Below are 12705 nucleotides of genomic sequence, written 5' to 3'. Positions count from 1 at the left end.
ATTCCGTTGTGACCCAGATTGTTGAGGTGTTCGGGACGGGGCGTGCACACACCGCGGAGCCCAGCCCGGACTCCGCTTGTCGGTCCACGCCCGCGTTTTTCCTTGTAGGCTTTCCTTCCATGACTTCGACGGTGAGCGCGTTCCTCGACGACATCGACACCCGTGAGGGCTTGAACGAGGCCCGGCTGCGCCTGGAGCGGCTGGGTGAAGAGAGTGCCTGCCCGACGCTGGTGGCTCTCGCGGCCGAACTGGAGGCGCGTCAGGCCTCGACGCCCGTGGACGCGCGGTGGCGGCTGCATGCGCTGTCGGACCACCTCGAAGAGGTGTTGGCCAAGGGCCAGGACGTGGACAGTGCCCTGGCCCTCCTGGAGGTCGCCCGGCAGCCTCGCGCCGCGCGCTTCCAGGGGCGGCAATCCGCCTCACGACGCGAGCAGGACCTGGCGGCGCTGCTGGCCACGCATCGCTCCGCGTCGAGCTTCGTGGAACTCATGTCCCATCGCCAGGGGCCCGAGGACCTCCTCGAGCTGTTCGCCTGCGGCGTGCAGGAGTACGTCATGCGTGGCGCGGACCTGTCGTCGGCGCCGGGGGTGCAAGAACTCCAGGCGGAGCTGACGCGGCGGGAACACCCGCTGGCGGCGCTGCCACCGCGGCGCAATCGCTGGGAGTCCACGCTGGGGCACCTCCTGGGGGCTGACGATGTCGCCTCGGCGGCGGACTCGCTCGCGGAGCTGAGGGCCGCGAAGTCTCGCGAGGACGACGACGACGAATACACCACTCCGAACGTCCGGCTGGTGACGCACGACGAACCCGTGCCCCCGGGGTTCGCGGCCGTCGTCGAGGGCCGTGGTGAGGAGGGCCCTCCCGCTGAAGTCGACCAGCGGGTGCTCCGGTTGCGCCCCGCGCTGCCCAAGGCGCCGGCCGATACCGTGACCTCTCTGCTGGTCGACCTGGACCTGTCGCTCCTGAAGGACGCCACCGCCGTCGTGTGCGAGCGGGCACGGCTGGCCGACGTGGCGGAGGCGCTCTATGCGCTGGCGGTGTCGGGCGCGCGCGGATGGCGGGGCGCGCTGGGCGCGGCGTATGGGCGTCTGGCTTTGTGGCGCACGCTCGAGGGGCTCGGGGGTCTCCCGGCCTCGTGGGCTGGTGATGCCCTGGAGAAGCGCTGGGGCGCCTGTACGTGGTACCAGTTCAATGTGCCCGAGGGCGTGGGCGTCGTCTGTCTTCGCCCCGGAGGGACCTCGCTCGCGCTCCTGGCGGTGCGCGATGCGCCCGAGGACTCAGGCGGCTAGAGCCCTGCGCTTCCACAGGCGGAACGCGCGGTTCGAGGAGCGGCCATCCGGGTCCCTGGGGTGGCGGGGCTCCACGAGGCGCTCCTGCATCAGCTCCGTGGCGATGAAGCCCACCGGGCTGCTGCCGGTCGGGTGGTCCATCTCCCGGCTCTGACGGACGACGTCCTCGAAGAACCGCAGTCCCTCCGCCGAGTCCTCCGCGAACCCCTGGTAGACGAGGAACCGCCACGCCTCCTCGGGGCTTCGGTGGAGGTCGACGGCGTGCAGGGTGGCGGTGAGCCTGTCCCAATAGCGCGGAAGAATCATGGCGGTGGACGCGGAGCATAGCCGACGTCTCCTCGCGTCCGCGCGCCTGTCTCTGTTCACCATCGACCACCCACGCTTTCCCCTTCACGGGTGCTGCCTTATGACGGGTGTCTGGCACCCGGAGGAGGTCGTTCGCGCGGATGGTGGAATACATCGACCAGCTCATCGGAGCGCTCGGCCCCCTGGGGCTGCTGGTGCTGGGGCTGGCGGCGGCGCTGGAGTACGTCGTCCCACCCTTCCCCGGAGACACCATCACCCTGTTGGGCGGCGTGTACGCGGTGCGCGGCGCGCACCCATGGGTGCTCGTCTTCCTCGTGGTGACGGCAGGCAGCGTGGTGGGCGCGGCCATCAACTACATGGTCGGCCACTGGCTGGCGGGGCGCTTCGATGCGCACCCGGGCCGCAGCTACTTCGGCATCACCCACGCCCGTTTGGAGCAAGTGCAGTCCCGGATGCGGCGCAACGGGCCGTGGCTGCTGCTCGCCAACCGCTTCCTTCCAGGCATCCGAGGCCTCATCTTCATCGCCGCGGGCGCCGCGCGCATGCCTCGAGTCAACGCGCTGGGCCTGGGCGCGCTGTCCGCCATGGCGCACACCGGACTGGTGCTCGCGCTGGGCGCCGCGGTGGGCGGAAACCTCGAGAAGTTGTCGGCGTTGATGAGCCGCTACCAGTACGCGGTGCTGGGGCTGGTGGTGGTGGGCGTGGTGGCGGTGCTGGTGCGCATGTTCGCTCGGCGACGCGCGCCCGCCTCCGAGCCCTGAGTCTTCAGTCGGACGGCCTCCCACACCGACATTGCGCGGCCAGGGCCCGGCGCGGTTGAGTCGCCTCCATGGCCTCGCGCATCCATCCAGGGACTTCGTTGCTCGTCGCGCTCGTGTTGTCCGTGGCGGGCTGCCGCTGTGGAGATGACCCGGGCGTGGGCGGTGCGCGCCAGGGCTTCCGTCCCCAGGAGGAACAGGTCGACTTCGGCCGGGCGCTGGAGGGCTCCCTCACGCGTCGTCAGGTGACGGTGCTGGCCACCGGGCGCTCCAGCGTCACCGTGATGGCCTCCTCGGGTTCTCCCTTCTCCGTGGACGTCGCCGAGGTGACGGTGCCGGGCAGTGGCCAGGCCACCGTCGACGTGGACTTCCTCGCGGGCAACGGCGCGGCGCAGGGCACGCTGACGCTGACGGGCGCGGGACGCACGGAGACCGTTCGACTCACGGGCCTGGGGGTGAGGCCGCTCGACTGCGTCCCCTCCAGTCCCTGTCACGAGTCGCGCTTCGACCTGGACTCCGGCGCCTGCGTGGAGCGGCCCCTGGAGGACGGCGCCACCTGCATCCCCACCAGTCGCTGCCAGACGAACGGCCGCTGCGAGTCGGGCGCGTGCGTGGGCACCCCCCGCTCGTGTGACGACGACAACCCGTGCACGGTGGATGCGTGCTCGCCCACCCTGGGCTGCGTGACGGCGCCCGTCGCATGTCCGGTGCCGAAGAACCCATGCAAGGTGGGCGTGTGCGACCGCGACGACGGCTGCGAGGAGGTGGACGCGGAGGACTTCGTCCCGTGCGGGCCGGTGGACTGCAAGAAGTCGAACCTGTGTTTCGGGGGCTCGTGCAAGGAATTGCCCACGCCGGATGGCATGCTCTGCGCGCCCGCCACCGCATGCCAGGGTGAGGGCACCTGCCAGGATGGCGAGTGTGAGAAGCCCGACGCGGGAGACCTCCCGGTCGACTTCAGCCAGGACCTGGGAGGGGAGCCCATGGGCCAGCCCGCGCTGCTCGTCCAGGAGGGCGCGCTGTTCACCTCGGTGTGCGGGGGTGACGGGGGCTGCCGGCTCGTCTCCTTCACGCACGGCGGTCTGCTGCGCTACGAGTCGCCCTTTCCCGACGGTGGCACCCGCACGCTGCTGGCCGCGTCGGATGCGGGCGTGGTGGTGCTCGCCTCGGAAGGACTGGAGTCCTATGCCCCTCGGGGTCCGGGCGCGCGGCAGTGGGAGGCTCCCTGGACGTCGCTGGGCGCGCCCTCGGATGCGGGACCCTGGATGGGGCACGTGGAAGCGGGACAGGTCGCGCTGACACCAGACGGAGACGTGGTTGCTCACGTGGCCTGGGGTCCTGTGCCGGACGCGGGCGCGGATGGCGGAGTGGCGCCGCCGCTGGCGCCGGAGGGTGCGCGGTGGGTCTGGCTCGCGGGGCATGAGGATGCGGGTTCAGTGGTGCGCGCGGGGCCCGTGGAGCCCTGGCGCGGTGAGGCGCGGCTCGCGCTCGACGTGGAGGGCTCGGCCTATCGCTACACGGTGGATGGGCGACTGGAGCGCGCGGACTTCGAGCCGGACGGTGGCACGGAAGTCATCATCTCCGCGCTCGGCGACGGGGGTGTGCCGGGCGGGCGCGCGTCGCTGGCGGTGGCGGGAGGGACGCTGCTGGTGGGCACCCAGGCCTTCGTGTCCACGGACGGCGGTACGCAGGTGGCGGTGGACTGGGACGCGGGCACGCGGACTTTGACTCCGCTGGCCGAGCCCGCGCTGCTCGCGGCGGAGGGCGCTGCCGGCTACCTGTTCGCCCAGTCCTGCGACCGCGCGGATGGCCTGCCGTGCACGCCCGAGGAGGAGCGCACGGTGCTTCGCGCGGTGGACTCGGCCACGGGTCAGGTGGCGTGGGAGGTGGACGCGCTGCCCTTCACCGCGCTGCCCGGCTCGCTGCACGACGCGACGCTGATTCAGGGCGGCGCGGTGGGGGTGCTCTCGGACGCGGCGCGCCCGGATGGGCGGCAGGTGTGGCTCCAGCTCTTCGCGCGGGGGCAGAAGCTGATGATGTGCCCGCTGCCGGGCCGCCCGACGGTGGTGGCGGGGGCGTCCTTCTTCGAGGACAAGCTGCTCGTCGTGCTGGAGCGCGACGGCGTGTGGAAGCTGGAGTCCTACGGCATGGGGCCCGGCATCCAGGTGGATGCGCGCGGCTGGCCCCTGCGACACGGGACGCCGGGAGCCACGCGGCGCGAGTCGCCGTGAATCACTCGGTCGTATTCGGGTCCACCCACAGGTCCTCGTAGCGGACCTGCGGCGGCGTCTGGTGCAGGCGAAGGCCCTGCACCGTGGAGGTGGCCGCCGCGTGCACGCGCTCGTGGTACAGCGGGATGAGCGGACAGTCGTCGCGGAAGAGGTGCTCGGCGCGCACGTAGAGCTGCTGCCGCAGGCCCGGGTCAATGGACACACGCGCCTCGGCGGTGATGCGGTCCAGCTCCGGGTTGCGATAGCCCAGCGGGTACACCGTCTGCGCGCTGGAGTGCAGCAGGAAGTAGAGGAACGTGTCCGGGTCCGGGAAGTCCGCCAGCCACAGCGTGCGGAAGGCCGGCACCTTTCCGTCGCGCAGCCGCGCCGAGTACTCCTCCGGTGCCATCTCCACGTGCTTGAGCTCCAGCAGGCCCGCCTGCAACAAGGGGCGGAAGAGCACCGCGTCCTCGGCGGAGGTGTCCCGGCCCGCGGGGTGGTGCAGGGTGAGCCGCAGCCGCCGCAGGCCCGCGTCGCGCAACAGCTGCTCGGCCAGCGCCACGTCGGGCGCGGGCAGGGGCCCCACCTCCGTGCCGCCGATGAGCTCCGGTGGGGTGAGCGTGCGCGCCACGCGGGCGCCGGGGTGGAATTGCTCCACCGCGCCGACGATGTCCATGCCCGCGCGCAGCGCGCGTCGCACGCGCACGTCGTCGTAGGGCGCCTCGCGCAGGTTGAGGGCCACGAAGGCGGTGGAGGGCGTGGTGCTGGCGAGCACCTGGAAGGACTCCAGGCCCGGCACCTCCACGTGTTCGGCGGAGAGGAAGGACACCAGGTCCGCGGCGCCCTCGCGCAGCCGCGCCACGGCCTCCTGTCGCGAGTTCACCAACTGGAACTCCAGCCGGTCCAACAGCGGCGTGCCCGCGCGCCAGTAGGACGGGTTGCGCTCCATCACCACGCGCTCCGGCTCCAGGGACATGACGCGGAAGGGCCCGGTGCCCACCAGCCTGCCACTGGAGTCCACCCGTGCCACCGCCGTGGGTGTCAGCGCCATCAGGTGCAGGAAGAACGCCTTGGGCTCGCGCAGGCGGATTTCCAGCGTGGCGTCGTCGAGCGCTTCGATGCCCGACACCTCACGCGCGAGGCCGGACGTGTACTCGGACGCGCCCTCCACGTCCTCCAGGAGGCTGCGGTCCGGTGAGCGCACCGCCGGGTCCAGCAGGCGCTCCAGGTGGCGCTTCACGTCGCTGGCCGTCAAGAGCGCGCCGTCGTGGAAGGTGACGCCCCGGCGCAGATAGAAGCGATAGCGGCGCGCGGAGGGGTCCGCGTCCCAACGCTCGGCGAGGTCCGGCTCCAGTCCGCCGTCCTCCAGGCGCAGGAGGCTGGAGAAGGCGCACGCGGTCAGCTCCGAGAGCTGGTTCTCCACGCTGAACAGCGGGTCCACCGCCTGTCGGTTGCGCAGCGACGCCGCCTGATGCAGCACGACGCGCAGCATGCCGCCCGCGCGCGGCTGGGGCAGTCGGAAGCGGAAGACCTCCGTCTCCAGGCCCAGCGCCTCGTGGCTCAGCTGGTCCACCGTGCGCGTCAGCCCGTCGCCAATGCGGATGACCCGGCGCGCGTCCTCGCGCACCTGCGCCACTTCCTCGCGGATGGACGAGTCCGCCTTGGTGAGCACCACGTTGGCGGTGCGCAGCTCTTCAATCGCCGCGCTCAGGCGCACCACGGACTCCGACAAGTCGCGGCCCGTGCGCGCCTGGTCCTCCGCCTTCTGCGAGGCGCCATGGCCCACGCGGGCCATCTCCTGCGTCTGCCGCACCAGCTCGCGCGCGTGGCCGGACTGTTCAATGGCCATGCGCGTGACGTCTTCCACGCGGCGGGCCACGCGGCGGCTGGCCTCCACCACCGTGGCGCCCTGGGCCTCCAAGAGCTGCGTCTCCGTCACCGTGGCTTCCACGGCGCTGAAGGTGCGCCGGGTAATCGAGCGAATCTCCACCAGCGCCTCGGACGCGCGGTCTCCCAGGGCCACGCCCGCGGTGGCCTGCTCGCGGCCCTCGTGCACCAGCGCCACGGCCGTCAACACCGCGTCGCGGACGCCGGACACCATGGCCGCGATTTCGCGCGTGGAGCGCGTGGTGCGCTCGGCCAGGTTGCGAATCTCGTTGGCCACCACGCCGAAGGGGCGGCCATGCACGCCGGCCTGCGCCGCGATGATGGCGGCGTTGAGCGCGAGCAGGTTCGTCTGGTCCGCGATTTCCTGGATGACGTCGACGATGCGGCCGATTTCGGCGGAGCGCGAGCCCAGCGTGCCCATCAGCTCCGCGGCCTTGCGGACCGTCTCCTCCACCCGGTACATGCCCTTGACGCTGTCGGCCACCAGCACTTCGCCGCGCTCGGCCGTCGCCGTCACCGCCAGGGCCAGCTGGTTCGTCTCGCTGGCGCGGCGGCGCACGGAGTCGATGCCGCCCTCGACGAGCGCCACGAAGTCCTCCGCCTCGCTCGCGAAGCGCGCCAGTTCGTCACCCGAGGAGGCGATGTTGGCCAGCCGCTCGCTCATCGCCTGCATCAGCGCGGTGGTGTGATTGGCGAAGTCGTTCACCTGCGACAGCGACTCCACCACCTGCTCCAGCCGCTCGGTCATCTCCAGGAGCGCGCCCGTGGTGTCGACGGCGAACACCTCCAACTGGTGCACCCGCTTGCCCACCACCTGGAGGCTGCCGCCCATGCCGCTGACGGAGTGCAGCGTGCGCTCCACCGCGCCGCCCTGCCGCCGCGCGGCCTCCAGCAGCATGCGGGCCTGCTCGCTCACATCCGTGCTGGTGCGGTGCAGGTTCGCCGTCACCCGCTGCACCTGCGACAGGGCGCGGCGCAGGGACAGCACCAGGCGGCGTACATCCTCGTGCCCCTCGTACTTGTGCCCGCCCGTCGTGGTGAGGTCGCCCTCCGCCAGCCGGGCCATGACGCGCCGGCGCGCCAGCCGCCGCAGCGCCGCCCACCGGAACCACGCCAGATACCCGCCCGTCAGGTACAGCGCGGGGGTGGCCAGGAGCAGCGCCAGCCAGGAGGAGGACTCCAGTTGCTGGCCGCTCAACTGAAGGACGCCCCCCAACACGAGCGCGGACAGCAGGCCGGCCGCCAGGCCGAACGCGAAGAGATACCGTTTGGCGCCCATGGACCGACCGAGGCTACCCCGCCTTCTCGCGCCGGTCCTCAAAACGCCGCAGACTGGGGAGCCCCGTGTCCGTCCTGCTCGCCCTCCTTGTCCTCGCTCTCCCAGTGAATCCCGTCAGCCCTGAAAGTGAGGGTGTCAGTGGTCCGCCTCGGAGGGAGGAGGCGCGCTTCGTCTTCTCCTGGCGCGGGGTGCCGGTGGGCACGGTGACGTTGACGCAGGCCGCCGGACGTTTCACGTATCTGAGCCGGCACCTGCACACGCGAGGACGTGAGCACGGGGAGCGTCGGCGCGAGGCGACGCTGGAGGTGGACGCCGCGGGTCGGCTCCCGGGCCGGGCCGTGGTTCCCCAGGCGCTGTGGCTGTGGCGGGGGCCTCCCGCGCCGGGCTGTGTGACGGGACGCGAGGAGCTGTCCGGCCGAGAGGGCCCGCACTGCGTCACGGGGGGGAGGGCGCCGTGGGTGGAGGGCACGCTGCTCGGAACACCCTTCCGGGCGCGCTACGACGCGGGCGGACGCATGGACGTGCTGGAGGTGGGCGAGTCGCGCTTCACCGTGGCGGCGCCGGGTGAGCGGCTTCGTGCCCCGCCGGACTTCTTCGCGAAGGGGCTGCCGGTGGAAGGAGAGACGGGGGCGCTGGCCCTGGCGCCGCCGCTGGAGGTTCCCTCGACACTGGATGGCATGACGCCCTGGAAGGTGGGGGCGGCGCGGGCCCTGTCGGCGAGGGTGCACGCCGCGTTTCCGGAGAAGGGGCCCGGCGCGGCGGACTGGAGCGAGGACGGGGCGGGGGAAGCGGGCGGGTGTCTGGCGCACGCGCTTCGCTTCGCGGCGTGGGCGCGGGAGAAGGGTGTGAAGGTGGCCCTGGTGCACGGGCTGCTGGTGGTGGACGGCGGCCCGGCCCGGCCCCACGCCTGGGTGCGCGTGGCGCTGGTGGGCGGGGGCACGCTGGATTTGGACCCCACGTCGCTGGATGACGTCCGCACGGACACGCACCTGGCGCTGGCGCTCGCGGAGGCGCGCGGCCCGGCGCTGGAGGCTGGTGCGCGGTGGTTGGCGCTCTTGCGCGGGGCGCACCGGGTGGTGCGCCGGCCGTGAGATGGGCGCGGGTTATTCGAAGGGGATGATGGACAGCTTCGCGCCCGCGTCGGCCCCGAGGATTTCCTTGGCGCGGGCGGGCAGGTAGGCCACCGTGTTGTCGAGCCGGGCCTGGCAGCGCACCGAGCGGAAGCGGTTGCGACCGGACTCGCGCTCGTAGGCGACGAGGATGTCGTCCCCCTCCATCTCGAAGTCCTCGTCCGCGAGCTTCACCGTGCGGTACTTGCGCACCAGCGACACGTCGGAGGTGTTGGCCTCGAAGTGCGGTCCGCCGTCGAACGGGTCGATGCGCTCCACGTACCGGAAGCCGATGCGCTCCAGCATGCGCTGCACGCCGCGCGTCTGCGGCCCCACCTCGCCCAGCACCTTCTGCACGCGGTCCGGGAAGAGCGACGCGTAGATGTCCGACGCGGGGAACAGCTCCTTGATGAACTCCTTGTTCTGCCGGCTGAGGCGGTCCGCCTCCAGGTACGTCAGGCCGGTGAACTTCTTGCCGCACGCCTCCCACAAGAGGCTCCGCCCGTCGGGGAGCAGGGGCGGGAGCAGCTCCGCCAGCACGCGCGGGCGGAACAGCCGGCGGTGCATGGCGAGGAAGAGGAAGCGCACGTAGGACAACTGCTTGCCGGGCTTGTCCGGCGTGGCCCGGTACGGCGGGTCCACCACGAGGCCGCCGATTTCGGTGGGGCCCTCGTAGTTGTAGGCGATGGACAGCACCTTGTGCCGCAGGTGCCGCTCCAGGGAGGCGGAGTAGTGCTCCCGCTCGCTCACCTCGTAATAGATGTGCGGCGCCTCGTACGTGCCGTGCTGGGCGATGATCATCGACGTGCCGATGATGAGCCCGTTGCGCACGTCCTCGAGGACGAAGAGGTACTCCCGCTCGAAGGGGTTCTTCACCTTCCCGGCGAAGCTCTTCACCGACTTGTCGATGATGTTCTCGAGCGTCTCCTCGTTGTTCGGCAGGTTCACCGTGTTGAGCACGGCGGCGAGCCGCTTGAGGCCGGCCAGGTCGGTCTTCTGGACGTCACGCAGGACAAGCATGGGTGCACCCGGGACGCCCCTGGAATGGGCGCCGGAAGGGGTGGGGACCATACACCACACCACCTGCCGGCGGTCAGCTCACGCTCGCTTGTTTCCTTGCGTGACGCGCTGAGTCATTAGGTGAACTATCCGCCCTGGCAGGCACGCGTGGCCCACGCACGGGCTCGCGCGGGGTGAAACATATATCAAACGTTCAACCCCCTGACTGGACGCTCGCCCTGTTGTCAGGCGAGTGGGAAGAAATGGTGGGGGGAATGAAGCGTGGAATGCTTTCGGCTACCGTGTGTCGACCGTTGGCTTTCAAACCTTCGCAAGGACACGTGCCATTGAGAGTCTTTGTTCCTGGAATGCTTGCGATGTGGATGCTCCCCAGTCTGGCGTTCGCCGGAGTCGTGTGGCGCGGTGACTTCGAGACGGGCAACCGCTCGCAATACTCGAGCGAGCAGGTGGTGAGCTCGGACCGGTTGTTGGTGGTGACGAACCCGGTGGCGGAGGGCAAGTACGCGCTCAAGGTCACCGTGAAACAGGGCGACGACCCCATCAACTCCAGCGGCAATCGCAATGAGCTGGTGTACCAGGGCAAGGAGAAGGAGGGCTCCGAGTATTTCTACCGCTGGAAGGTGATGTTCGCGGCGGACTTCCCCAGCGTGGACACATGGCAGCTCTTCACGCAGTGGCACCATGACGGGTGCTGCGGCTCACCGCCGCTGGAGTTCTACGTGCGCGGCGAGGAGATTCGCATGGCGCTCAACTACGACTCCACCATTCCATGGCGCGGCAAGCTCCAGCGCGGCGTGTGGCACGAGTTCATCCTGCACGTGAAGTGGTCCTCCAAGGCGAGCACGGGCTTCGTGGAGCTCTGGCACAACAAGGAGAAGGTGTTGGCGAAGAAGAGCGCCGTGACGATGTACGCGGGCCAGAACAACTATCTGAAGCTGGGCCTGTATCGCAGCGACACGGTGAAGCCGGTGGGCGTGCTGTACCACGACGGTTTCATCCAGGCGACGACGCTGGCGGACGTGCTGGATACGACGCCCACGCCCACGCCGGATGCGGGCACACCTCCTCCCGCGGATGCGGGGACGCCCACGGTGGACGCGGGCCCTCCTCCCCCGACGGACGCGGGCACGCCCACGGTGGACGCGGGTCCGCCGGTCGACCCGGAACCGGAGGAGCCCACGGACGCGGGCACTCCGCCTGGGAGCGATGCGGGCACGTTGCCGGAGGAGGGACCCGGCGGAGTGCTGCCTCCCACGGGTGTGACTCCCGATGGCACGGACGGGGAGGCCGCGGGCTGCAACAGCGCTGGCGGGCCGCTCGCGGGGCTCGCGCTCCTGGGGTTGATGGGCCTGGCCTGGGTGCGTCGCCGGCGCTCTTGAGGCTCGCGCTGGGACGCTGTGCTCATCGACGCGGACTCGGGGGCTCGCCGCTGAAGCTCCCGAGTCCTGGGTCCGCGCTCACAGCTCCTGGGCCTGCGCGCGCTTGAGCTCCAGGTCCAGGTCCTGGGTCTCGGAGCGCTTGCTCAGGTGGGGCTCGAGGTAGCGGCTCACATAGTTCAGGGTGAGCCGCTTGGAGTCGGGCTGCTGCCAACCGGAGAGCTGGAGCTTCGTCTCCGAGTCCTTCCACGTCTTCTCCAACTGGTAGTCCGTCCTGGCCGCGAGCGCCTCGATGCGACGCCGCTCCTCATAGGCGTGGTCGTCCCCGGTGGTCCGGGAGAAACTCGTGCCCTCGCCCAGGCTCAGGTTGTAGGACTCCGCCATGCGCAGGCGCTCGTCCGCGTCCTCGGCCGTGTCCCGACGCGAGGTGGGCGCGCCATACTTCATGCTCAGCAGCTCCGAGAGCGCACCGAAGTCCTCGCGCAGGGGCGCGTCGGTGTCGAAGCGCAGCGACACGGTGGCGAGCTTGTTCAGGGTGAATTTGAAGTCCACCGTCGCCAGGCGGTCCGTGACGCGGGTGGTGACGCGAAGGTCGCCTTGGGACGAAGTCGTCCGGGCCTCGGGATGGAGCGCGCGGACCTCGTCGGGGGACATGCCCCAGCGGGTCTCCTGGAAGCCGCTCTTGCCCCGGTAGTGGGCGAGCTCCTCCGCGGCGAAGGCGTCATTGGAAGCGCGGATGGCCTCCCGGCGCTCCAGCAGCGCCTGTTGTCGAGCCGAGGTTCCGCAGGCGGTGGCGAGCAGACACAGGGGAAGAAGTCCGGCGAGGGCGCGAAGCATCACGGGCTCCTGGAGGCGTGGGTGCGCTCCTGGGACGTCACGGGCCTCCGGAAATTCACGGGAGTTTCGGAAGCGCGGGAGACGCGGTTGATTGACAGCCATCTGTCAATCAGACAGCCTTCTGTCCATGGCGAAATACACGACGGCCGGGTCGACGTTCACGGACCTGGTGCTCGAAATCTTCCGGAACAACGGCCTGCTGCTCGCGGCGGGTGAGCGCCTCTCCGAGCCGTCGGGGCTGACGAGCGCGCGTTGGCAGGTGCTGGGTGTGGTGGACCATGAGCCGACGCCGGTGGCGAACGTGGCGCGCACCATTGGATTGACCCGGCAGAGCGTGCAGCAGACGGCGGACGCGCTGGAGGCCGACGGGCTGGTCGAGTACCAGGACAACCCGCACCACCGCCGGGCCAAGCTCATCGCCCTGACGACGAAGGGGCGCGAGCGGCTGCGCGAGGTGGAGGCGCGTCAACTGGCCTGGGCGAACAAGGTGGGAGGCCGGGTGTCCGTGGCGTCACTGAAGACCGCGCTGGGGGCGCTCCAGGAGGTCCGGGAGGCGTTGGAGCAGGACGTCGCCGTGGCGAGCGAAGCCTGAAGCCGTTGCTCCGTGTCCGGTTGGCGTGCTGCTCAGGAGAAA

10 protein-coding genes are annotated in these 12705 nt (G+C 70.7%); 6 read left to right on the top strand and 4 right to left on the bottom strand.

Going from position 1 to position 12705, the window contains the following annotated elements; genetic code table 11:
• The first annotated feature begins 119 nt into the window (after positions 1-119).
• Positions 120-1289 (top strand): DUF6183 family protein, encoded by a 1170-nt coding sequence (locus tag HUA78_RS06885; RefSeq protein WP_174466191.1) that lies wholly within the window; start codon positions 120-122, stop codon positions 1287-1289.
• On the opposite strand, the gene HUA78_RS06880 is transcribed toward HUA78_RS06885, so the two are convergent.
• On the bottom strand, positions 1278-1595 hold the full coding sequence (locus HUA78_RS06880; RefSeq protein ID WP_174466192.1) for a hypothetical protein: 318 nt from the start codon (positions 1593-1595) through the stop codon (positions 1278-1280). The two genes, HUA78_RS06885 and HUA78_RS06880, sit on opposite strands and share 12 nt — an antisense overlap.
• A gap of 140 nt (positions 1596-1735) precedes the next feature.
• On the opposite strand from HUA78_RS06880, the gene HUA78_RS06875 reads away from it, so the two are divergent.
• Together HUA78_RS06875 and HUA78_RS06870 are read left to right on the top strand one after the other, a co-directional pair.
• Positions 1736-2356, top strand: coding sequence for a DedA family protein (locus tag HUA78_RS06875; protein WP_141640569.1), 621 nt, complete (start codon positions 1736-1738; stop codon positions 2354-2356).
• A 68-nt stretch (positions 2357-2424) separates the two neighbouring features.
• Positions 2425-4584: a hypothetical protein gene (locus HUA78_RS06870; protein ID WP_174475916.1), complete on the top strand. Its 2160-nt coding sequence runs from the start codon at positions 2425-2427 to the stop codon at positions 4582-4584.
• Between the two features lies 1 nt (position 4585).
• On the opposite strand, the gene HUA78_RS06865 is transcribed toward HUA78_RS06870, so the two are convergent.
• A complete protein-coding gene (locus HUA78_RS06865; RefSeq protein ID WP_174475915.1) occupies positions 4586-7729 on the bottom strand; it encodes an ABC transporter substrate-binding protein in 3144 nt (1047 codons plus the stop codon).
• A gap of 65 nt (positions 7730-7794) precedes the next feature.
• Here HUA78_RS06865 and HUA78_RS06860 point away from each other — a divergent pair, with 65 nt between their 5' ends.
• Entirely contained in the window at positions 7795-8820 is a 1026-nt protein-coding gene (locus HUA78_RS06860; protein ID WP_174475914.1) for a lasso peptide biosynthesis protein, read from the top strand.
• A 12-nt stretch (positions 8821-8832) separates the two neighbouring features.
• Here HUA78_RS06860 and HUA78_RS06855 read toward each other — a convergent pair whose 3' ends face one another.
• A complete protein-coding gene (locus tag HUA78_RS06855; RefSeq protein ID WP_141647287.1) occupies positions 8833-9858 on the bottom strand; it encodes an arginine N-succinyltransferase in 1026 nt (341 codons plus the stop codon).
• A gap of 356 nt (positions 9859-10214) precedes the next feature.
• Between HUA78_RS06855 and HUA78_RS06850 the strand changes: the two genes are divergently transcribed.
• Positions 10215-11237: a polysaccharide lyase gene (locus tag HUA78_RS06850; RefSeq protein ID WP_254623596.1), complete on the top strand. Its 1023-nt coding sequence runs from the start codon at positions 10215-10217 to the stop codon at positions 11235-11237.
• Between the two features lie 78 nt (positions 11238-11315).
• Here the strand turns inward: HUA78_RS06850 and HUA78_RS06845 are convergent, their stop codons facing one another.
• A complete protein-coding gene (locus HUA78_RS06845) occupies positions 11316-12071 on the bottom strand; it encodes a hypothetical protein (protein ID WP_174475913.1) in 756 nt (251 codons plus the stop codon).
• 127 nt (positions 12072-12198) lie between these two features.
• Between HUA78_RS06845 and HUA78_RS06840 the strand changes: the two genes are divergently transcribed.
• Positions 12199-12663, top strand: coding sequence for a MarR family winged helix-turn-helix transcriptional regulator (locus HUA78_RS06840; protein WP_174457873.1), 465 nt, complete (start codon positions 12199-12201; stop codon positions 12661-12663).
• The last annotated feature ends 42 nt before the right edge of the window (positions 12664-12705 follow it).

The sequence above is a fragment of the Myxococcus sp. CA033 genome (assembly GCF_013336625.1).
Lineage (GTDB): Bacteria > Myxococcota > Myxococcia > Myxococcales > Myxococcaceae > Myxococcus > Myxococcus llanfairpwllgwyngyllgogerychwyrndrobwllllantysiliogogogochensis.
Note: the sequence above shows the minus strand (reverse complement) of the source record. Positions and strands in the feature narration are given on the sequence as shown.

What these genes read in the sequence shown, in the direction of transcription:
- HUA78_RS06840 (WP_174457873.1), top strand. Translation starts at nt 12,199, where the DNA reads ATGGCGAAATACACGACGGCCGGGTCGACGTTCACGGACCTGGTGCTC.
- HUA78_RS06870 (WP_174475916.1), top strand. Translation starts at nt 2,425, where the DNA reads ATGGCCTCGCGCATCCATCCAGGGACTTCGTTGCTCGTCGCGCTCGTG.
- HUA78_RS06850 (WP_254623596.1), top strand. Translation starts at nt 10,215, where the DNA reads ATGTGGATGCTCCCCAGTCTGGCGTTCGCCGGAGTCGTGTGGCGCGGT.
- HUA78_RS06880 (WP_174466192.1), bottom strand. Translation starts at nt 1,595, where the DNA reads ATGATTCTTCCGCGCTATTGGGACAGGCTCACCGCCACCCTGCACGCC.
- HUA78_RS06845 (WP_174475913.1), bottom strand. Translation starts at nt 12,071, where the DNA reads ATGCTTCGCGCCCTCGCCGGACTTCTTCCCCTGTGTCTGCTCGCCACC.
- HUA78_RS06865 (WP_174475915.1), bottom strand. Translation starts at nt 7,729, where the DNA reads ATGGGCGCCAAACGGTATCTCTTCGCGTTCGGCCTGGCGGCCGGCCTG.
- HUA78_RS06885 (WP_174466191.1), top strand. Translation starts at nt 120, where the DNA reads ATGACTTCGACGGTGAGCGCGTTCCTCGACGACATCGACACCCGTGAG.
- HUA78_RS06855 (WP_141647287.1), bottom strand. Translation starts at nt 9,858, where the DNA reads ATGCTTGTCCTGCGTGACGTCCAGAAGACCGACCTGGCCGGCCTCAAG.
- HUA78_RS06875 (WP_141640569.1), top strand. Translation starts at nt 1,736, where the DNA reads ATGGTGGAATACATCGACCAGCTCATCGGAGCGCTCGGCCCCCTGGGG.